This is a genomic window from Streptomyces sp. NPDC046727 (genome assembly GCF_040645635.1).
In the GTDB taxonomy this organism is placed as follows: Bacteria; Actinomycetota; Actinomycetes; order Streptomycetales; family Streptomycetaceae; genus Streptomyces.
The window spans coordinates 100,767-120,328 of sequence record NZ_JBEYYR010000002.1; the positions used below are offsets into that span (position 1 = coordinate 100,767).

16 protein-coding genes are annotated in these 19,562 nt (G+C 74.3%); 9 read left to right on the forward strand and 7 right to left on the reverse strand.

Annotated features, from left to right (window positions below):
• Positions 1 to 36: 36 nt before the first annotated feature.
• Genes ABZ937_RS02615 through ABZ937_RS02625 form a run of 3 tightly spaced genes read right to left on the reverse strand, consistent with a single transcriptional unit; the run spans position 37 to position 3,129 of the window.
• Positions 37 to 1,635 (reverse strand): hypothetical protein, encoded by a 1,599-nt coding sequence (locus ABZ937_RS02615; RefSeq protein ID WP_361684874.1) that lies wholly within the window; start codon positions 1,633 to 1,635, stop codon positions 37 to 39.
• Entirely contained in the window at positions 1,610 to 2,374 is a 765-nt protein-coding gene (locus tag ABZ937_RS02620; protein WP_361684876.1) for a hypothetical protein, read from the reverse strand. The genes ABZ937_RS02615 and ABZ937_RS02620 overlap by 26 nt, the downstream gene beginning before the upstream one ends.
• Before the next feature lie 50 nt (positions 2,375 to 2,424).
• Positions 2,425 to 3,129 carry a hypothetical protein gene (locus ABZ937_RS02625; RefSeq protein WP_361684878.1) on the reverse strand — a complete coding sequence of 235 codons (705 nt, stop codon included), beginning with the start codon at positions 3,127 to 3,129 and terminating at the stop codon, positions 2,425 to 2,427.
• A 236-nt stretch (positions 3,130 to 3,365) separates the two neighbouring features.
• Between ABZ937_RS02625 and ABZ937_RS02630 the strand changes: the two genes are divergently transcribed.
• Positions 3,366 to 4,043, forward strand: a complete 678-nt coding sequence (locus ABZ937_RS02630) for a 4Fe-4S single cluster domain-containing protein (RefSeq protein WP_361684880.1) — start codon at positions 3,366 to 3,368, stop codon at positions 4,041 to 4,043.
• Here the strand turns inward: ABZ937_RS02630 and ABZ937_RS02635 are convergent.
• A complete protein-coding gene (locus ABZ937_RS02635; protein ID WP_361684882.1) occupies positions 4,018 to 5,190 on the reverse strand; it encodes a macro domain-containing protein in 1,173 nt (390 codons plus the stop codon). The genes ABZ937_RS02630 and ABZ937_RS02635 overlap by 26 nt on opposite strands.
• A 167-nt stretch (positions 5,191 to 5,357) precedes the next feature.
• Here ABZ937_RS02635 and ABZ937_RS02640 point away from each other — a divergent pair, with 167 nt between their 5' ends.
• From ABZ937_RS02640 to ABZ937_RS02655, 4 genes are all read left to right on the forward strand, one after another.
• Positions 5,358 to 7,946, forward strand: a complete 2,589-nt coding sequence (locus ABZ937_RS02640; protein WP_361684884.1) for a protein kinase — start codon at positions 5,358 to 5,360, stop codon at positions 7,944 to 7,946.
• Complete coding sequence (locus tag ABZ937_RS02645) at positions 7,943 to 9,571, forward strand: hypothetical protein (RefSeq protein WP_361684886.1); 1,629 nt, start codon at positions 7,943 to 7,945, stop codon at positions 9,569 to 9,571. The genes ABZ937_RS02640 and ABZ937_RS02645 overlap by 4 nt, the downstream gene beginning before the upstream one ends.
• Positions 9,572 to 9,718: 147 nt before the next feature.
• The gene (locus tag ABZ937_RS02650; protein WP_361684888.1) at positions 9,719 to 11,725 is read left to right on the forward strand and encodes an AAA family ATPase; all 2,007 of its coding nucleotides are present in this window, start codon (positions 9,719 to 9,721) and stop codon (positions 11,723 to 11,725) included.
• Positions 11,700 to 12,281, forward strand: coding sequence for an FHA domain-containing protein (locus tag ABZ937_RS02655; protein WP_361684890.1), 582 nt, complete (start codon positions 11,700 to 11,702; stop codon positions 12,279 to 12,281). The genes ABZ937_RS02650 and ABZ937_RS02655 overlap by 26 nt, the downstream gene beginning before the upstream one ends.
• Before the next feature lie 18 nt (positions 12,282 to 12,299).
• Here ABZ937_RS02655 and ABZ937_RS02660 read toward each other — a convergent pair whose 3' ends face one another.
• Positions 12,300 to 12,971: a hypothetical protein gene (locus ABZ937_RS02660; protein ID WP_361684892.1), complete on the reverse strand. Its 672-nt coding sequence runs from the start codon at positions 12,969 to 12,971 to the stop codon at positions 12,300 to 12,302.
• A 174-nt stretch (positions 12,972 to 13,145) separates the two neighbouring features.
• Positions 13,146 to 14,210 (reverse strand): biotin/lipoate A/B protein ligase family protein, encoded by a 1,065-nt coding sequence (locus ABZ937_RS02665; protein WP_361684894.1) that lies wholly within the window; start codon positions 14,208 to 14,210, stop codon positions 13,146 to 13,148.
• Between the two features lie 121 nt (positions 14,211 to 14,331).
• On the opposite strand from ABZ937_RS02665, the gene ABZ937_RS02670 reads away from it, so the two are divergent.
• The 4 genes from ABZ937_RS02670 to ABZ937_RS02685 all read left to right on the forward strand — a co-directional run bounded on the left by ABZ937_RS02670 (position 14,332) and on the right by ABZ937_RS02685 (position 19,151).
• On the forward strand, positions 14,332 to 16,176 hold the full coding sequence (locus ABZ937_RS02670) for a gamma-glutamyltransferase (RefSeq protein ID WP_361684896.1): 1,845 nt from the start codon (positions 14,332 to 14,334) through the stop codon (positions 16,174 to 16,176).
• A gap of 94 nt (positions 16,177 to 16,270) precedes the next feature.
• Positions 16,271 to 17,116: an inositol monophosphatase family protein gene (locus ABZ937_RS02675; RefSeq protein WP_361684898.1), complete on the forward strand. Its 846-nt coding sequence runs from the start codon at positions 16,271 to 16,273 to the stop codon at positions 17,114 to 17,116.
• Between the two features lie 98 nt (positions 17,117 to 17,214).
• The gene (locus ABZ937_RS02680) at positions 17,215 to 18,624 is read left to right on the forward strand and encodes an NAD(P)/FAD-dependent oxidoreductase (protein WP_361684899.1); all 1,410 of its coding nucleotides are present in this window, start codon (positions 17,215 to 17,217) and stop codon (positions 18,622 to 18,624) included.
• Positions 18,621 to 19,151, forward strand: a complete 531-nt coding sequence (locus ABZ937_RS02685; protein WP_361684901.1) for an O-acetyl-ADP-ribose deacetylase — start codon at positions 18,621 to 18,623, stop codon at positions 19,149 to 19,151. The genes ABZ937_RS02680 and ABZ937_RS02685 overlap by 4 nt, the downstream gene beginning before the upstream one ends.
• A 4-nt stretch (positions 19,152 to 19,155) precedes the next feature.
• On the opposite strand, the gene ABZ937_RS02690 is transcribed toward ABZ937_RS02685, so the two are convergent.
• Positions 19,156 to 19,506, reverse strand: a complete 351-nt coding sequence (locus ABZ937_RS02690; protein WP_361684903.1) for a hypothetical protein — start codon at positions 19,504 to 19,506, stop codon at positions 19,156 to 19,158.
• Positions 19,507 to 19,562: the final 56 nt, after the last annotated feature.

Below are 19,562 nucleotides of genomic sequence, written 5' to 3' on the forward strand. Positions count from 1 at the left end.
CCCCGAGAGGGGCCGGGGCGGTTCCGCGGGCCGCCCTCAGCCGTTCCGGGGGACCGGGGCGGGCAGCAGCGGCCAGTCCCGGGTCAGGCGCATCGCCGACTCGGTGACGGCGGGATCCTTCGAGGCCGCCATCACCCCGTCGAGATACTCGTGGGCGGCGGCCTCGTACAGCTGGCGGGCCGCGGCGATCCGCGCGTTCGCGGCCTCCCTGCGGTCGTTCTGCCGGGACTCGGCCGTCTGCTGGGTGGCCCGGGCCCGCTCGGTGGCCGCCAGGCTCTGCTCGCGCCGCAGCTGCAGCTCCGTGCGCCGTTCGAACGCCGTGCGGTAGGCGTCGAGGAACGGGTGCTCCCGGAACAGGCCGAGCAGGAACCCGACACCGCCCGAGAGCAGCAGCAGCGCGCAGAACAGCCAGGTCACCGTCTGGGTCGTCAGGTGCAGCTTGTCCACCAGGTTCGTGGTGTCGGCGGACGAGCCGCCCAGCCCGCGGAAGCCCGCGGTGTCCCTGCCGGCGGCGGCCGGGGTGTCGTGCTGCATCACGAACTTGGCGCGCAGCGTGCCGAGCAGCCAGGTCAGGCCGCCCCACACACCGAGCAGCGACAGGGACGGCAGCCAGCCGCTGCGCGGCGATCCGGTCGCCGAGCGCCACCGCAGCATGTGCCCCGCCAGGTGCGGCAGGATCAGCATGATGACGGCGGACGAGACGGCGAGCGTGCCCGACAGCACGTCCCCGCCCGTGCTGCCGACCCCGTGGAAGGGCTGGTAGGCGACCCAGTAGACCGGCACTTCGACGGCCATGATGACGATCAGCAGGGCCAGGTTGAGCCACCGGGGGAGACCGGGGCGGACCTGGAGCCCCTCCCAGCCCTCGCCCGACTCGGTGTGGGCGGTCTCCCGCCGCGCGGCGCGGTACTCCTCGCGCAGCGCGGTGTACGAGGTGTCGTCCGGGGCGGTGCTCGGCGTGGACACCGACTGCCAGTCGTCGCCCGGGTCCGTGCCCTCCGCCCGGTCGGGTCCGTCCTCCGCGACGCCGGGTCCGGCCGGGTCCGGGGTACGGCCCGCCGGCCGTCCGGACGGGTCGGGGAAACGGGCGCGGAGCCAGCGTTCCTCCACCCGTTCGCGCAGCCGGTCCCGGAAGCGGAGCCAGCGCGAGGAACGGATCGCGAGGAGGTCGAGCTGGCTCCTGGCCGCCTGGATGGCCTGGTCGGCCTCCCGCAGCCGCTCGTCGAGCAGCTGGGTCTCCACCTGGCCCGCCGTCACGCCGGAGACGGCCTGGGCGTCCTGCAGCCGTGCCTGCTCCTCCCGCAGGTGCAGGTCCTCCTCGATCCGGTGGACCACGGCGTCCCGCAGGGAGGCCAGCTCCGCGAAGTAGGGCAGCCGGTCGCCGCTGCCCAGCACCCACGGGTCCAGCGTCTTCTTCTTGCCCGCCTCCCGGCCCCGCTTCCGGGCGTCGGCGAGCAGGCCGCCGCCGTCCCCGGCGTCCAGGACCAGGGGCCGGCGGCCGGCGAGCCCGCCGGGGGCCGTGCCGGGCGCGGGCCGGGCGGTCTGCTGTGCCGTCCGCCCGGGGAGCGGCACCTGGCGGGTGAGCCGCCGGCGCCGTGGCTGCGGAGCGTCAGCGCTTGTACTGGTTGTCGACATGGGCCTTCGCCCTCCCTTCGAGCGCTTCCACCCAGAAGGACTCGAAGTCGTCGGCCTCGCTGGGCTGTGCCGAGTACTGCATGCCGAGCCCGACGGGGAAGACGTCCATCCCCTTGATGCCGGGCAGACCCCGCTTCCTGACGAGCGAGTCGATGACCTTGGCCCGCCCGGACTCGCTGCCGAGGTCCTGATGGGACAGGGCGAACTCCGGGTCGGCCTGGTCGAAGTCGCTCACGACGAGCAGCTTCGGCGCCTTGCCGTCGTCGGGCACGGCCTCCCCGATACGGGCCAGCGCACCCCACACGTCCGAACCGTTCTGCTTGCGCGCGCACCTGAGTTCGGCGAGGGCGGCGACGGCGGCGTCCCGCTGGGCGCCCGCCCGCTGCGCCTTCTGGTCGGTGTTCGCGTCGTGCGGCGGGTCGAGGTCCACCTGGCCCTGCCGGCAGGAGGAGCTGCGTGAGGAGCGGGTGACGGGGGCGAAGTCGACGGTTCCGCACTTCTGGTCGGTGAGGAACTCGATGAGGCTGTCCTTGAGCTTGGCCTCCGAGTCGAAGCCCTCCTTCACCGCGGCGGCCGACCCCGAACCGTCGACGACCACCCCGCAGGGCGTGGTGAGGGCCTCTTCCTGCTTGGTGCAGGAGACGAGAGCGGCGAGTGCGCACACCAGCGGGACGACGGCGGCGATCCGGCGGGCGGCACGAGCGGTGGACCGGTGACCGGTCCTGGCCGAGTGATGCACGATGACGTTCCTTGGCCTTCCTGGGAGACGGGGGAGCGGAGAAGGGCGGGTCATCCCCGGCGGGCGCCGCTCTTGGCGTCGCCGCCGCGCGCCGGCTCCGAACGGCCGCGCGCTGCCTGGTGGTCGAGGATGTGCAGCGCCTGGGCGACGGCCGACGGGTCGGCGTCGCGCCCGGCCCGGTCCGAGGCGTACCAGCGGTCGCTGAGCAGACCGTCGTCGAGACGGGCCCAGGTGCTGTCCAGGGTGATCTGCCCCGGCAGCCAGCCCGTGGGCCGCGGCTCGCTGACATGGCCGTCCCGCTGGGTGCGGGTCCAGGCGGCGTCCCAGTAGCAGGCGATCAACTGGTTCGCCTGGTCGGCGAGTTGCTGGGCCTGCTGACGGCAGACGGAGGCTGCCGAACGCCACTCGCCGACCATCTGCCCGAACCGGGCGAGCGCGGCCGGCGCCGGCTCGCCGCGCACGGTGTACTGGGTCACCACCCGCACCGACTCGGCCTGGATCCGGATGTGCAGCGCGCGGTGCGCCGCGAGCGTCCGGGAACGCAGCCGAGCGGTGCTGCGCCCCACCTGCACGCGCAGGCCCAGAATGTACGGCGGCAGGCTGTCGCCGGCCGGTGTGCCGCCCGCCTCCGCGTCCGCCAGGAATTCCCGGAGGCCGGCCGCGTCCCGGCGGCCGTGAAACCGGGCGCGTGCCGATGAGAGGCGCCCGGCTTTCAGTCGTCGAATCCGGACGTTTATTCGACCCCTGTTGATCATTTTCGAAGTCCCCCATTCGTCGCGGCGGTCCGGATGGGAAGGCGCCGCGATGGGGAGAGAGTAGCGGAGCAAAACCCCCTCCGGGGCAGCTGAGTTGGGGGAAACCGATCAATCTTTGTGGTGTTCCGGAAAACAACCGGATACCGACCGGAGCAGAGCCGGATGAAGGCCTTCCGGCAATTGCGGGAGCCCCTCGGCGCACTGGATACTCCAAGCCGTTGCGAGGAGGAGATGCCGTGGAATTGCGCCTCGACGGGACGCACTACCCGCTGGAAACGCTGGGCCCCGGAAAACGGCTCGGCATCTGGTTCCAGGGCTGCACGCTGGCCTGCGCCGGATGCATGTCCCGGCACACCTGGGACCCGGAGGCGGGGACGCGCGGCACGGTCTCCGAGGTGCTCGCGCTGTGGCGGCGGGCCCTCGCCGACGGCGCGGACGGACTCACGGTCAGCGGTGGCGAGCCCCTGCAGCAGGCGGCGGCGCTCGCGGAACTCCTGGCCGGTGCGGCCCGCCTGCGGGACGGGGTCCGGCGCCGCGAGGGGAGCGCCGGGCCCCACCCCGCCGACCTACTCGTGTACACGGGGTACGAGCCCGAGGAGCTGACACCGGAGCGGCGGACCGCCCTCGCCGGCGCGGACGCCGTGATCACCGGCCGGTTCCGGGTGGCGGAACCCACCCGGCTGGCCTGGCGCGGATCCGCCAATCAGCGGATCGTCCCGCTGACCCCGCTCGGCGCCGTCCGCTACACCCCGTACGAGAACCGGGAGCCGGCGGGCCCGCGGCTGCAGGTCGCCCCGGGCGAGGGCGGGCGGCTGCGCCTCCACGGCGTTCCGCTGCGCGGCGAACTCGCCGCTCTGGAGCGGCGGTTGAGGCAGGACGGGGTGGCCCTCACGGAGCGGAGCTGGCGGCGATGAGCAGCCGCGCGTGGCTCTCCTCCGGCGTGACCAGCAGCACCGACCAGGACGGGTCCCGGCGCAGCTCCTCCCGGATCGCGTCGAGCAGCCGGCGGGCCACCGTCTCCACGGGCAGCCCGCCCCGGCCGCTGCCCAGCAGCGGGAAGCAGATCGAGGACATCGGCAGGGAGAGGAACTCGCTCTCGTGGCGGGCCAGTTCGAACGACGCGCGCACCGCCTCGCCCAGCGCGGCGGGGGACACGTGGTAGCGGTCGCCGTCGCCGACCGGGGTGGCGATCGCCGCGTGGTGGATGCGCCGTACCCCCTGCGCGGCCAGCGCCCCGGACGACGTGGCGACGACCGTGCCGGGCCGCACGGGCGTGCCCGCCCTGCCGTGCCTGCGCTGCCACACGTTCAGCTCCCGGGCCAGGACGTCGTCCACGACCTCGCCCGTGGCGTCCCGGAGGGCGGCGGCCCGCCGCAGCGCGCCCGACACGGTCGGACGGAAGGTCTTGGACATCTCCAGATAGGTGTTCTCCGAGGAGACCAGGATGTCCACGTCCCGCACCTCCTCGATCGGGCACACCCGGACGGAGATCCGGCCCGCGGCGGCGGCGGGGGCCGGCCGGGCACCCGGGCGCGGGGGACGCGGGAGCCGGAGACCGGCCCCGAGGGCCGCGTGCGTCGCCGGCGCCGGGCGCACCGCCTCCCGTACGACGCCGTCGCGTCGGCCGGCGCCCTCCCCGGCGACCGCCTCCCGGGCCACGACCAGGACCGCCGCGGCGAGTTCGGCGACGACCTCGCGCTCCTGGCTCTTGCGGAAGCGCTCGGTGGTCACGCCGTACACACCCGCCGCGGCCTTGCGGCGGTCGGTGCCGGGAACCCCACGGCGCGCGGGCAGGAGCCCGAAGGAGTGGGCGGCGGCGCGGGCCAGCGGATCGCAGGAGTCGTCGTCCCGCACCGGGAGCCCCCCGGCCAGCCACCGCACCGCCGCGCCCAACAGCTCCTCGATGCCGGTCTGTTCGTCGTCCGGCCCGGAGCACAGACCCGCCGCGACCGCGGCCTGGCGCAGCGCGTCCCTGGTGCAGTGGCGCAACCCGGGCAGGCCGCGCGGCCTCAGCTCCGTGAGTTCGGCGACGAGGCTGTCGTGCGAGGGCAGGGGCTGCATGATGCGCATGGTAGCCCCGGCCGGGGGTTCCCTGAAGATCCCGCAAACTCCCCGTCGCCCGAAGGGAATCGGGATATCTTCTTCGTCCCGCGGCCCGCGCGCCGGGCCGGTTCGCCCCGCCTTGCGGACCCCCGGTCCACCCAGCGCGTCTCCCGGAAGGCCGGCAGATGACGACCACTCCGCCCACCCGATTCGTCGAGCCCGCGGACGGGGGATTCAGCAACGCCCGTGCCGTCGAGACACGCCCGGTCAGCGCCGAGGTGCCGCCCGGCCTCGCGGACCGGTTCCCGCTCGTCGCCGTGCTCGCCGAGGCGCGGCGGCCCGCCGAGGCCGTCGTCCTGCGCGTCCGCGACCTGACCGCACGTCATGGCCCGGCGGAGATACCCCTGGTCCTCAAGTGGTACCACCGGCTGCACGCCCCCGACCCGAACGTGGAGCACGAGCTGCGGGAACTCGGCGAGCGCCCGACCCCCCACCTGGAACGGCTCCTTGAGACCGGCGACGCGCACGGACACCCCTGGCACCTGTACTGGTCCCACGGCGAGGAGACCCTGGACAAGTACCACGAGGACCACCCCGACGGCCTGCCCCCCGACGCCGTCCGGGCGGTGGTGAGCCAGCTCCACGACGCCGTCACCGCCCTGCACGGACGAGGCGTCGTCCACCGGGACATCACCCCCGACAACATCATGGTGCAGACCCGCCGCGGCGACACGGCCGACCTCGTCCTCGTCGACTTCGGCGCCGCCGTCCACCGGCCCGACGAGGCCCTCGAACCCCGCACCGACTGGCGCGGCAAGCCCCTCTACCTCGCGCCGGAGGCCGGACTGCTCCGGCAGACCGTCTCCGAGGCCGGCGACTGGTGGTCGCTCGGCATGGTCGTGGCCCAACTGGCCCTCGGCAGGCACCCCATCGAGTTCCGCAGGGACGAGGACGTGCTCGCCGAGATCGCCACGCACGACCCCGACCTCCGGGGCATCACGCACCGCAGGACCCGCCTGCTCTGCGAGGGCCTGCTCACCCGGGCCCCGGAGCACCGCTGGCAGGCCGCGCAGGTACGGGACTGGCTCGACGGCAAGGACCCCGACGTCGCCCCGCGCACCGACGGGCGGATCTTCCCCGACGACCCCGCCCGCCCCGTGCTCCAGCCCTTCCCGTTCATGGGCCAGGAGTTCACCGGCACCGAACGGCTCGCCGTCCACCTGGACCAGAACCACGTCTCGGCGGCGCGCATGCTGGCCGACGACGACGACCGGGCCCGGCTGGTCCAGTGGCTGACCCAGTTCGAGACCGTCGGCGACCGCAGCACCGAGGAACTGGGCCGGCTCGCCGAGCTGCGGACCGATCTGGCGCAGCCGCCCTCGGTCGGGGTCGTCGTACGGCTCCTGAACTGGCTCGGTCCCGGCCTGGACGTCTCGTGGCACGGAGTCCCCCTGGACGCGCAGCACATGCGCCGGCTGTGCCAGGGGGCCAGGGACGGGCACGCCGACGCGGTCGCCCTGCTCCGGCATCTGGCGGACCACCCCGAGGTGCTGAGCGAACTCGCCCGGCGGCCGGGCGGCCACGGGCTGGACGAGACCGACGCGGCCTGGCGCGTCCTGCGCGCCCGGTGGGCGCCGACCGTGAGGGAGCTGCGGCGCGACCGCCGGGACCGCGCCGAGCTGCGGCGCACCGTGGCGGTGGACGCCTGGCTGCTCCAGCTGGCGCGCGAACCGGAACGCACCAGGGAGCAGCTCACCAGAAGGCTGCTGGGCATCCGCGAGGAATTCCCGGAACGCGTGCCGTGGTTCGACGCGCTGCTCTTCTCCCAGGACGACGATGTGCGCCTCGTCGTCGCCCTCCTGCTCGGCCGCCGGGCGAAGGAGGAGTCGCAGGCGCTGCGCACCCGGCGTGCCGAGGAGGAACGCGCTCGGGTGTTCGCGGCCGACCAGGACGGACTCACCGCCGTACTGCGCCGCATGGACCGCCTGCCCACGCTGGGCTGGGCCCTGCTCGGCGCCGTCGTCGTCACGGCCCCCTGGACCTTCGTCATCGGCCTCGCGGACGTACTGGGCCGCGCCTCCCAGGAGGCGGTCGTCACGGCCTGGCTGGAGGCGCTGCCCGCCGCCGCGTTCGTCTTCGTGGTGGAGATGTGGACCGCCGTGTACATCGGCCCGCCCTTCTACCACCCCACCCGATCGCTCGCGGGTCTCCTGATCCGCACCGCGGAGCGACCCGGCCGGCTGGCCCGCACCCGGCTGGGGCTCTGGATCGGGGCGGTGCTGCTCCTCCTCGCCGGTGCCCTCGGGATCTACGCGATCGCCGCCGCGCCGTGGCTGTGGCCGCTCGCCTCGGCCGCCGCCGTCGCCGCGTGGAGCATCCGCCGCGGCTGGGCGTGGCGGCGCCTGCGGCACGACCGCCGGGCCCGGCGCGAGGCCCGCCGCCGCGGCCGCCCGTGGCAGGGCGGGCAGCCCGACGGGGCCGACGGCCGGGACCTGCGGCACCGGTTGCGTGACCTCCGGGCACGATGCCGGTGGCCCTGGCGGCGTGCGGAGGGCGGGGAGCGGGGCGTCCGTCGCTGGGACGTACGGCGATGGTGGCGTGCGTTCCGGGCGTGGTGGGCGGGCCGGGGCCGGTGGCCCCGGCGGCGTGCGGAGCCGGCACAGCAGGGCGCCCGTCGCTGGGACGTACGGCGGCCGTGGCGTGCGTACCGGGCGCGGCGGGCGGCTCGCCGGGAGTCCGCGACGAGGACCGACACGAACGGAGACCAGGCATGAGTTCGGGGCTCGCCTTGCCCACGATCCAGACGGTGGCACCCGCCGTGCACTTCGCACCGCCCCCGCCGCCCGTCGACCCCGCGGCGCTGCCGCACACCGGCATGCTGCACCTGCACGACGCGGCCGGGCAGGCCTCCGCCCACCTGGCCGACGCCGCCGGACACGCCGTCCACCAGGCCGCGGACGCCGCGCTCCAGGCGCTCGGCTCCCTCAGCGGCGTCCTGCTCGTCGGGCGGGCCGCCCTGCTCGGCACCCGGCTGCTCGCCGCGGCGGCGGTACGGGCCGCGGAGGAACAGCGGTGCCTGGAACTGCAGCAGCAGCTGGCGGCCACGGCCGCGGAGCAGTGGGAGGCCGCCGCGCTCGCCGCCGCCCGGCTCAACGCCCGCAGGCACGCCCTGCTGGCCAGGGTGGCGCGGTCCGCGGCCCGCGGCGGCCCGCCGGGACCCCCGCCGTCCCCCGACGTGCCGCCGCCGCTGACACCCGTCGGGGAACGACTGGGCGAACTGCGCCAGGAGATGGCCCGCGCCGAGGCGGCCCTGCACCGCGCGGAGGAACGGCAGGCCGCGTGGGAACAGCAGCGGCTCGCCGCCCAGCTGCGGCTGGACGACGACCAGGACGACGACTGGCAGCGCGCCCTGGCCGAGAGCCGGCAGCGCGCGCTGCGGCGGTTCACCGCGGACCGCACCGCCGACGCCGAGCTCCGGCAGCTGCCCCGGCAGCCCGCCGGCCGAAGCACCCCCACGGCGCTCGACCCCGAGGAGGTCCGCCGCACCGGGGCGGAGATCCTCGGCACCCTGGACCCGTACGCCGCCGCCGAGGCCGCCGAACTCGCCGCGCAGGCCGTCCGGCACGCCGTACGCCGCGCCGCCGACGACCCCCGCCGGGCGCGCATCCACCTCACCGAGGCCCGCAAGTTCGTCCGGGACGCCAACAAGCAGGCGCAGGAGACCCGGGAGGCCCAGGAACGCGCCGCGCTCCACTACGACTTCCTCGTGTACAGGACCCCGGAGGACGCCGAGGACCTCGCCCCCGCACCGGACGCCGTGGCGCTGCTCCGGCGGACCCTGGACGAGGGCGTCCCGCTCACCCCGGCCGAACGGGAGCTGGTCGAACGCCGGGTGGACGAGCGACTGCGCGCCCTGGAGGCGATCTACGTCCGGCAGCAGTGCGCCGCCGCCGTCGCCGAGCTGGCCACGAGGTTCGGCGGGCAGGCCGGTGCCGGACGGCCCGAGGGGCAGGAGATCCGCATCGACTGGACACCGGAGGGCTGGGATCCCGGCCACTGGCTCCGGGCGACCCTGATCGACGGCCGCCTCAGCGTGGCGACCATGTACCTGGGCGGGCCGGGCGAGCGGACAGCCGGGCAGCGAGCCCTGGACGACGAGCGCTGCGCCGAGACCCAGGCCCGGCTCACCCAGTTCCAGGAGATCACCGGCGCGCTGGGCCTGGGCCTGGAGTTCACGCTCGAGAGCACCGAAGGGGCGCTGCCCGGGGTGCTGGGCGAGGACGCCTTGGTGGCCAACGAGCTGTTCGACGAGGCCGACCGGGCCGCCGGCGCGCGCCAGGACGTACCGCCCTCGACGGCTCCCCGGCACCGGACCGTCGACAGCGACGGCCGCCGCTGAGCACCGGGCGAATGCCACCGGGCACGGCGACCGCTGCCGCTCCCGGCGGCATCCGCCACGCACGGCGGCCACCGCTGTGCACGCCGAGAACACCGCCACACCCAAGGCCGGCGCGCGGCCCCGAACAGCGCGCATCGGGGAGGAACGATGGACCTGTCCAAGGAAGACCGGCTCCCGCCCTTCGTGGAGGAGCTGACCGGGACACTCGGCGTGCACGCGCAGTACGTCCTGCACGGCAACATCCGTGATCTGCACCTGGTGCGCCGGCGCGGCCGCGACGAGTTCCGCTCGCTGCTCGACGTGCTGTGGAACCCGCTGCGGAAGAAGGGGTACGAGGCGCTGGTGCTGTGCGACCAGGTCAGCGGCTTCCGCGTGATGGAGGCCGGGGAGGGCGACACCCAGGCGGCCGTGGCGGAACTGCTCCAGGGGCCCGGCGAGTTCCCCGGCCAGGCGTCGGGCCGGCAACGCCAGACCGTGCTGGACCGGATGCGGAACATCACCAACGGGTGGGCGCGGCAGCGGGACGAGATGGTGCGCGACGGCCGCCGGCTACGGCCGCTGCGGGTCGCCCTGGTGATCGACCACGCCTCCCGGATCCTCACCGATCCGTCCCGGCCGACACCCGACGAGCGGGACTTCTTCCTCGCCTGCCTCAAACTCGCCGAGGAGGCCGAGCCGTTGCCGCCCCGGACCGGCACCGGCGTCGTACCGATGGGGCCGGGCCTGTTCAACCCGGTGATCTGGCTGGCCGACGGCGAGCGGGACATCCCCGCATGGCTGGTCTCGGGCAGCGAACGGATCCGCGCGGTCGCCGTGCCGGAGCCGGACGCGGACGAACGCACCACCATGGCCCGCCTCCTCCACCGCAGGTACGAGCGGTACGCCGGACACGGCATCCGCGGCGGCTCCGACGAACCGGACTCCGAGGAGACGCGGCAGGCGGTCGGCGCGTTCGCCCGCGCGGCCACCGGACTGAGCCTGTGCGCCATGGAGGAGAGCGTGAAGCTCGCCCGCTCCCGTGGCCTGCCGTTCGCCGCCATGCCCGACGCCGTACGGATCTACCGGCTGGGCGTGGAGAAGAACCCCTGGAGCCGCGACGAGATCCGGCAGCGCATCCTGACCGGTGAGGACCGCCGCAACGAGCGGTCCATCCCCCGGCGGGTGCTGGGGCAGGAGGCGGCCGTGGCGATGACCCTGGACATCCTCAAGCGTGCCGCGCTGGGCCTGTCCGGGGCGCAGGCGACCAGCCCCGGGCACCGGCCGCGCGGTGTGCTGTTCTTCGCCGGGCCGACCGGAACCGGCAAGACGGAACTGGCGAAGGCCGTGGCCTCCGTCCTCTTCGACAGCGACCAGGCGTATCTCCGCTTCGACATGAGCGAGTTCTCGGCCGCGCACTCCGCCGACCGGCTCGTCGGCGCGCCCCCGGGCTACGTCGGCTACGAGGCGGGCGGCGAACTGACCTCCGCCGTACGGGAGAACCCGTTCCGGGTCATCCTCTTCGACGAGATCGAGAAGGCCGACAAGGGCATCCTCGACAAGTTCCTCCAGGTGCTGGAGGACGGCAGGCTCACCGACGGGCAGGGTGTCACCACCTACTTCAGCGAGTGCGTGCTCATCTTCACCTCCAACCTCGGCGTACAGCGCACGGACCCGGAGACCGGGGAGCGCGAGTGGATCGTGGCACCCGGCACGCCGTACAAGGAGCTGGAGGCCACCGTCCGGGACAACGTCAAGAAGCACTTCGAACAGGTCATCGGCCGGCCCGAGCTGATGAACCGGATCGGCGGCAACGTCGTCGTCTTCGACTTCATCTCCGACGACGTCGCCGAGCGGATCTTCGATCTCCAGGTCCGCAACATCCAGCGCCAGCTGGCCCAGACGCACCGACTCGACCTGCGGATCGAGGACAGGGCACGGAGCGAACTCCTCGAACACTGCACCCGGGACAAGTGGAACGGCGGCCGGGGCATCGGCATGGTGCTGGAGACACATCTGATCAACCCGCTCGCCCGGGAGCTGTTCGCCGCCTCCGACCTCGGGCCCGGCACCACGGTCGTGGTGACGGACGTACACGAGGCGGACAGCGGGCGGGTGGAGTCGACGGTCGTGCTGAAGAAGGGAGACGCCGTTGTCGCGGGCGGGCGACTGGGATGACGAGGACGACTGGGACGACGACTGGCAGACCGTCACCCGCTCCTCCGTGGCCGACAGCCCGCCCCGCCCGTCCCCGCCGCCCGTCGGCGAGCGGTGCCCGGTGTGCGCGCGGGTCGTCCCGGCCGGTACGGCCAAATGCCCCGGGTGCCTGTCACGGCTCGGGGCGCCGGCGCGGGACGGCGCGGGCGGGCGGTCCGAGCGGCTGCCGGGCGGTGTGCTGCGGCTGGTGTTCCGGGCCGGCGGCCGGCACCTCGACGTGCCGCGCGGCGGGGAACTCCGGCTGGGCCGCAGCAGCAGCTGGGCCCCCGAGGCGTCGGCGGTCCTGGCCGACGAGGAGACCGTCTCGGCCCGGCACGCCACCGTCGTGCACTCCGCGGAGGGCGCGGCCTGGGTGACCGAGGTCGCGCAGGGCGCGACCAACGGCACCCGGGTCAACGACCGTGTCCTGGTGCCGGACCGGGCCGTCCGGCTGCGCAACGGCGACCGGGTCGAACTCGGCCCCCGGATCAGCTTCGAGGTCCGCGGCGTCGAGGACGAACCCGAGCCGGCGGACTGAGCACCGGCCCACGGGGGCTCAGCCCTGGCCGGCGTCCAGCGCGGCGACCGCGGACTTCGCGGCCTTGATGGCCCCCTTGTTGATCTCGTCCGTGCCGGGGGCCTTCTTGGTCTCGAAGTCGCTGCCGCTGTAGGTGACGACGACGAGGGCGTTGGAGACACGGGCCAGCACCACGCCCTCGCGGGTCTGCTGTTTGTCCTCCGTGGTGAGGTTCACGACGGAGTAGGCGCCGTCCCCGAGCCCCGGGACGGCCCCGCCGCCGCTCTTCTCGGCGACCCGCTGCTCGTACTCCTTCTTCGCCTCCTGGTCCGACTCACGGATCTCGAACGACACGTCGAGCCAGCGGTAGTCGTACCCCTGGAGCGCGTTCCAGGAGCAGGTGCGGCGCAGCGCGGTGTCCGTCGACGGGATCTCCTTGCCGGCCGTCTTCGCCCCCGGCACCAGCGACTTGACGGTGGCCGCGGGCACGCCGGAGCAGGGGGCGGGCGCGGTGGTGTACGTCTTCGTCCCCGAGGCGGACGACGACGGGGCCGCGGCGGAGGACCCGGCGGGCGTCTTCTGGGCCGTCTGGTGCCCGGCGGCGGCCGGAGGCGCGGCCGGACCGGACGTCAGCGCCCAGCCGGCACAGGCGATGACCGCGACCGGCGACAGCCGCGCGGTGAGGGTGAGCGGCAGAGGAAGGGAACGCACAGCGCACTTCTCGTGGGGGAGGGGGTGCGGAGGGGGTCCGCATGGTGGACGGGGACGACAGTGTCACACGACTGCCTGTGGGGCGGAAGTGCCAACTCGCTGCGTACCCGCGCGGTCACGTCAGCGCGTTCACGACGTACTGCTCTGCCCGTTATGCCCCTTCGCGACCGGCTGCTACGGCACCCGCGCCGTCCACTCCGGCGACGAGAACTTGGTGTGCACCAGCTCCTCCGCCCGGGCCAGCTCCTCCCCGGTGATCTTGCCCGGCGTCAGGCCGTACCGCCCCCGGAACGACTCGATCATCCGGTCGATGACGGCCTCGCGCGGCAGCCCCGTCTGCCGACGCAGCGGATCGACCCGCTTCTTCGCGCTCTTCGTCCCCTTGTCGGACAGTTTCTCCCGCCCGATCCGCAGCACTTCGACCATCTTGTCGGCGTCGATGTCGTAGGACATCGTCACGTGGTGCAGCACGGCACCGGGCCCGCCGCCTTCGCCCACGATCCGTTTCTGCGCCGCGCCCGCGATCTTGCCCTGGTCCGTGGCGATGTCGTTCAGCGGCTGGTACCAGGCCCGGATGCCCATGTCGCCGAGGGCGCCCAGCACCCAGTCGTCCAGATAGGCGTAGCTGTCCTGGAAGGACAGGCCCTGCACGAGGGCCTCCGGCACCGACAGCGAGTACGTGATCGTGTTGCCCGGCTCCACGAACATCGCGCCGCCGCCGGAGATCCGACGCACCACCTCGATGCCGTGCCGGGCCGCGCCCTCCGGGTCCACCTCGTTGCGCAGCGACTGGAAGCTGCCGATGATCACCGCCGGGCCGCCCCACTCCCATACCCGGAGCGTCGGCGGCCGCCGGCCCGCGGCCACCTCGGCGGTCAGCACCTCGTCCAGCGCCATGTGCAGCGCCGGCGGCTGTGGGGCCTCGTGGATCAGCTGCCAGTCGTAGTCCGTCCAGTCCGTGGCGTGCGCGAGCGCGCGGCGCACCGCGACGCCGACGCCCTCCAACGTCAGGCCGTACATCACCGTCCCCGGGGGCAGCGCCGCGTCGATCCGCGCGGCCAGCCCCGCCGCGTCGGTGTCCGCGGGCGCGCCCTCCAGCGCCCGGTTCATCGCGTCCAACGCCTCGTCCGGCTCCAGGAAGAAGTCACCCGCCACGCGCACGTGCCGCAGCACACCGCCTTCGACGTCCACGTCCACGACGACGAGCTTCCCGCCGGGCACCTTGTACTCACCATGCACTGCCTGGGCCTCCGTTCCTGCCGCACGAGATCAACGCGGGGCGAGGCCGTGGTGTTCCCCCGGCGGCGATCACGTCCGTACGATCACCCGGGAGACGTACCCCGAGCCGAGGAGCACGCTGTTGTTCACCACCCGGCCCACCCTCCAAGGCACCTTCGGCATGGTGTCCTCCACCCACTGGCTGGCCTCCCAGTCGGCGATGGCCGTTCTGGAGGACGGGGGCAACGCCTTCGACGCGGCCGTGGCCGGGGCGTTCGTGCTGCACGTCGTGGAGCCGCACCTCAACGGGCCGGCCGGGGAGGTGCCGATCCTGCTCGCCCCGGCGGGCGGCACGGTGCGGGTGCTGTGCGGGCAGGGCGTGGCCCCGGCGGGCGCCACGGTCGCCCACTACCGGGGGCTCGGGCTGGACCTCGTACCCGGCACCGGACCGCTCGCCGCCGCCGTGCCCGGCGCCTTCGACGCCTGGCTGCTGCTCCTGCGGGACCACGGCACCAAGTCCCTGGACGACGTCCTGAAGTACGCCATCGGATACGCCGAACACGGGCACGCGCCCGTGGAGAACGTCGGCGCGACCGTCGAGAGCGTACGGCGGCTGTTCGAGACCGAGTGGACCTCGTCGGCCGAGCTGTACCTGCCGGGCGGCAGGGCGCCGCGGCCCGGCGCGCTGCTGCGCAACCCCGCCCTCGCCGCCACCTGGAAGCGGCTGCTGGCCGAGACCGCCCGCGCGGGCGGCCGGGAGGCCCGGATCGACGCCGCCCGCGAGGTGTGGCGCTCCGGCTTCATCGCCGAGGCCCTGGTACGGCAGTCCCGGCGGCCCACCATGGACACCAGCGGCGAACGGCACACCGGCACGCTCACCGAGGCCGACCTGGCCGGCTGGTCGGCGACGTACGAGACACCGGTGACGTACGACTGGAACGGCTGGACCGTGTGCAAGGCCGGCCCCTGGAGCCAGGGCCCGGTGCTGCTCCAGCAGCTCGCCCTGCTCCCGCCCGAACTGCCCGCCCACGGCTCCGCCGACTACGTCCACCTGCTGATCGAGGGCTGCAAGCTCGCCATGGCCGACCGCGAGGCCTGGTACGGCGACGCCGCCGAGGTGCCCCTCGCGCAGCTGCTGTCGGACGACTACAACGCCGCGCGGCGGGCTCTCGTCGGTGAGCGGGCCTCGTTCGAGCTGCGCCCCGGCAGCCCCGGCGGCCGTACCCCGCGGCTGCCCGCGCAGGCACACGCGCGCGTGCCTGACGGCGCGGTGCCCGGCTTCGACCCGATGGGCGCCGGCGAGCCGACCGTCGCCCGGCTGCCCGGCGCGCCGGCCCTCGCGGACGTGACCGGGGAGGCCCAGGTGGCCGCCGACGGCACGACCCGCGGCGACACCTGCCATCTCGACGTCGTCGACCGCTGGGGCAACATGATCGCGGCCACCCCCAGCGGCGGCTGGCTCCAGTCCAACCCCGTCGTCCCCGAACTCGGCTTCCCGCTCGGCACCCGCCTGCAGATGGCCTGGCTGGAGGAGGGGCTGCCCAACTCGCTCACCCCGGGCCGCCGCCCGCGCACCACCCTCACCCCGTCCCTCGCGCTGCGCGACGGCGTGCCGGTCATGGCGTTCGGCACGCCCGGCGGCGACCAGCAGGACCAGTGGCAGCTGCACTTCTTCCTGGCCGCCGCCCTGCGCGCCCCCGTCCGCGGCGGGCTCGACCTCCAGGGCGCCATCGACGCCCCCAACTGGCACAACGACAGCTTCCCCAGCTCCTTCCACCCGCGCGGCCGGCGCCCCGGCAGCGTCACCCTGGAGTCCCGCACCGCCCCCGAGGTGACCGAGGAACTGCGCCGGCGCGGCCACGACGTCACCGTCGGCCCCGCCTGGTCCGAGGGACGGCTGTGCGTCGTGGCCCGCGACCCGGAGACCGGCGTCCTGTCGGCGGCGGCGAACCCGCGGGGGATGCAGGGGTACGCGGTGGGCCGCTGACGGCCGCACCGGGATCCCCGCTCTTCATCCCGATTCCACCTCGCGTACACCCGCGGGGCGGGGATTGTCAGAGGGGCGTGCTCTCATAGGAGACATGATCGAACAAACGGAGACCATCGAGGAGTTTCTCGCCCGCTGCTCGGCCGACGTGGAGGAAGCGGTCCGCAAGGCCGCCGCGGCCGAGATCCTGCCCCGCTTCCGCCGCCTCGCCGCGCACGAGGTGGACCAGAAGAGCGGCCCGCACGACCTGGTGACGGACGCCGACCGCCTCGCCGAGCTGCGGCTCACCGAGGACCTCGGCGCCCTGCTGCCCGGCTCGGTGGTGATCGGCGAGGAAGCGGTGCACGCCGACCCGGCGGTGTACGAGGCGCTCCAGGGCGACGCCCCGGTCTGGATCATCGACCCGGTCGACGGCACCCGCCAGTTCGTGCACGGCGACGACGGCTTCTGCACCCTGGTGGCGCTCGTCCGGCGGGGCGTCGTCATCGCCTCCTGGACCTACGCGGCGGCGCGCGACCAGTTCGCCACCGCCGTCCGCGGCCGGGGCGCCTTCCTCGACGGCGAGCGGCTGGTCGCGGGCCCGCCCGAGCCCGGCCGGGACCTCGTCGTCGCCACCTCCCACCCGGACTACACCACCGACGAGCAGAAGCGCGCCCTGCGCGCCCTGTGGACCGACGGCCTCGCCCCGCGCCCCTGCGGCTCCGCCGGCCTGGAGTATCTCGCCGTCGCCCGGGGCGAGTTGGACGCCGTCGCGTTCTCCTGGGAGGCCGCCTGGGACCACGCGGCCGGCCTGCTCCTGGTCGAGGAGGCGGGCGGCACGCACCTCACCCTGACCGGCGAGCCGTTCCGCGTCACCGGCGGCAACGCACTGCCGTTCACCGCCGCCCGGGACGCCGCCACCGCCCGCCGGGTCGCCGACCTGCTGCGCACCGCGTCCTGAACACCCCGGTGCCACCCGGGCCGGGGGAGTGTCGGTCCCGCGGCATATCCTGATCCCGAATGGCCATCGGCTGACGAAGGGGTCCGAAGGTGCCGTCGATGCTCGATGCGGTCGTGGTGGGTGCGGGGCCGAACGGACTGACCGCTGCCGTGGAGCTGGCCCGCCGCGGCTTCTCCGTGGCCCTGTTCGAGGCGAAGTCCACCGTGGGCGGCGGCGCCCGCACCGAGGAACTGACCCTCCCCGGCTTCCGGCACGACCCGTGCTCGGCCGCCCATCCCCTCGGCATCAACTCCCCGGCGTTCCGCGCCCTGCCGCTCGACCGGTACGGCCTCGAATGGCTGCACGCCCCGCTGCCCATGGCGCATCCGTTCCCGGACGGCACCGCGGCCGTGCTGTCCCGCTCGGTGGCCGAGACCGCGGCCTCCTTCGGGCCGCGCGACGCGGGGCCGTACCGCAGAATGGTCGAGCCGCTCCTCGCGCACTGGGACACCCTCGTGCGGGACTTCATGTCCCTGCCGCTGACCGCGCTCCCGCGCGACCCCGTCACCCTGGCCCGCTTCGGGCTGGCCGGGCTCCCGCCGTCCACCTGGCTGATGCGCCGCTTCCGGGACGAGCGGTTCAAGACCCTCTTCGCCGGCCTCGTCGCCCATGTGATGGCACCGCTCGACGGCCTGGCCACCAGCGCCATCGGACTGGTCTTCGCGCTGTCCGCGCACGCCCGCGGCTGGCCGGTGCCCCGCGGCGGCTCCCAGTCCATCTCCGACGCCCTCGCCGCCTACCTGACGGACCTCGGCGGTCAGGTGCACACCGACTTCGAGGTCAAGCGCCTGGACGACCTGCCGCCCGCCCGCGCGTACGTCTTCGACACCTCACCCGCCGCGCTCGCCCGGATCGCCGGCTTCGGCGACCACTACGCGAACTACCGCTACGGCCCCAGCGTCTTCAAGATCGACTACGCGCTGGACGGCCCCGTGCCCTGGACCGCGCCCGAGGCCCGCGCCGCCGGCACCGTCCAGATCGGTGCGAACCAGGCCGAGATCGGCACCGCTCTGCGCGCCGCCTCCCGCGAGGGCCGCGCCCCCGAGAAGCCGTTCATGATCACCGTGCAGCCCAGCGTCGCCGACCCCACCCGCGCCCCCGAGGGCAAGCACGTCTTCTGGGCGTACGGCCATGTGCCCAACGGCTGGTCCGGCGACCTCACCGACGCCATAGAACGCCAACTGGAACGCTTCGCCCCCGGCTTCCGTGACCTCGTGCTCGCCCGCGCCACCGCCGGCCCCGCCGAGATGGCCGCCCGCAACGCCAACTACGTCGGCGGCGACATCGCCTGCGGCGCGGCCTCCGGACTCCAGCTGCTGCTGCGCCCCAGACTGTCCCTGTTCCCGTACCACACGCCCCACCCGGCCGTGTTCATCTGCTCCTCGGCCACCCCGCCCGGACCCGGGGTCCACGGCATGTCGGGGCACAACGCGGCGAAGGCCGTCTGGCGGAGACTGAGACAGACATGACCACCATCACGCTCGTCCAGGGCGACATCACCCGGCAGAGCGCCGACGCGATCGTCAACGCCGCAAACTCCTCCCTGCTCGGCGGCGGAGGCGTGGACGGCGCGATCCACCGCCGTGGCGGCCCCGCGATCCTCGAGGAGTGCCGCGCCCTGCGCGCCTCCCGGTACGGCAAGGGCCTCCCCACCGGCCAGGCGGTCGCCACCACGGCGGGCGAACTGGACGCCCGCTGGGTGATCCACACCGTGGGCCCGGTGTACCAGGCGTCCGGCGGCGACCCTGCCCTGCTGGCTTCCTGCTACCGGGAATCGCTGCGCGTGGCCGACGAGCTGGGCGCCAGGACGGTCGCGTTCCCGGCGATCTCCACCGGTGTGTACCGGTGGCCGATGGACGATGCGGCGCGCATCGCGGTGGAGACGGTGCGGAACACGCCGACCGCCGTCGAAGAGGTGCGGTTCGTCCTCTTCGACGACCGGGCGTACGAGGCGTTCGCCCGGCAACTCGGCCGACCGGAACCACAGCGAGACTGACCCATCACGCGGCGAACCACGGCACCCGGCACGCGTGGGGCGCCATTCCCTCCGGGCACAGCGTCTTGATCACAGTCTTGCGGACCGCGCGCCACGTCCGCAGGGAACACACCAGGCGGACGCGCAGCTCCACCGCTTCCCGCTCGCCGCCGCTCCGGCCGGGATGCTCGACGGCCCACTGTTCCGCCAGGAAATCGTACATTTCAGCGGTCGTCAGGTCGCTGTCAGCGTAGGTGCGGACCACGTCCGCCCCGACGATCCGGGCGCTTTGGAGCCCTACGGCCCGGTCGACGAGTTCCCTGACCCAGGCCAGCCCCTGCTCGTCCGCGTACAGGCCGAATTTCAGAATGCGCATCCTCATGACGGAACGAATCTACTGATGCATCAGCCGTGGACGACACCGATTTACCG

Excerpts from the sequence above, each read along its gene's own strand:
- ABZ937_RS02615 (WP_361684874.1), bottom strand. The coding sequence starts at position 1,635 with ATGTCGACAACCAGTACAAGCGCTGACGCTCCGCAGCCACGGCGCCGG.
- ABZ937_RS02625 (WP_361684878.1), bottom strand. The coding sequence starts at position 3,129 with ATGATCAACAGGGGTCGAATAAACGTCCGGATTCGACGACTGAAAGCC.
- ABZ937_RS02635 (WP_361684882.1), bottom strand. The coding sequence starts at position 5,190 with ATGCAGCCCCTGCCCTCGCACGACAGCCTCGTCGCCGAACTCACGGAG.
- ABZ937_RS02640 (WP_361684884.1), top strand. The coding sequence starts at position 5,358 with ATGACGACCACTCCGCCCACCCGATTCGTCGAGCCCGCGGACGGGGGA.
- ABZ937_RS02645 (WP_361684886.1), top strand. The coding sequence starts at position 7,943 with ATGAGTTCGGGGCTCGCCTTGCCCACGATCCAGACGGTGGCACCCGCC.
- ABZ937_RS02650 (WP_361684888.1), top strand. The coding sequence starts at position 9,719 with ATGGACCTGTCCAAGGAAGACCGGCTCCCGCCCTTCGTGGAGGAGCTG.
- ABZ937_RS02675 (WP_361684898.1), top strand. The coding sequence starts at position 16,271 with ATGATCGAACAAACGGAGACCATCGAGGAGTTTCTCGCCCGCTGCTCG.
- ABZ937_RS02680 (WP_361684899.1), top strand. The coding sequence starts at position 17,215 with ATGCTCGATGCGGTCGTGGTGGGTGCGGGGCCGAACGGACTGACCGCT.
- ABZ937_RS02685 (WP_361684901.1), top strand. The coding sequence starts at position 18,621 with ATGACCACCATCACGCTCGTCCAGGGCGACATCACCCGGCAGAGCGCC.
- ABZ937_RS02690 (WP_361684903.1), bottom strand. The coding sequence starts at position 19,506 with ATGCGCATTCTGAAATTCGGCCTGTACGCGGACGAGCAGGGGCTGGCC.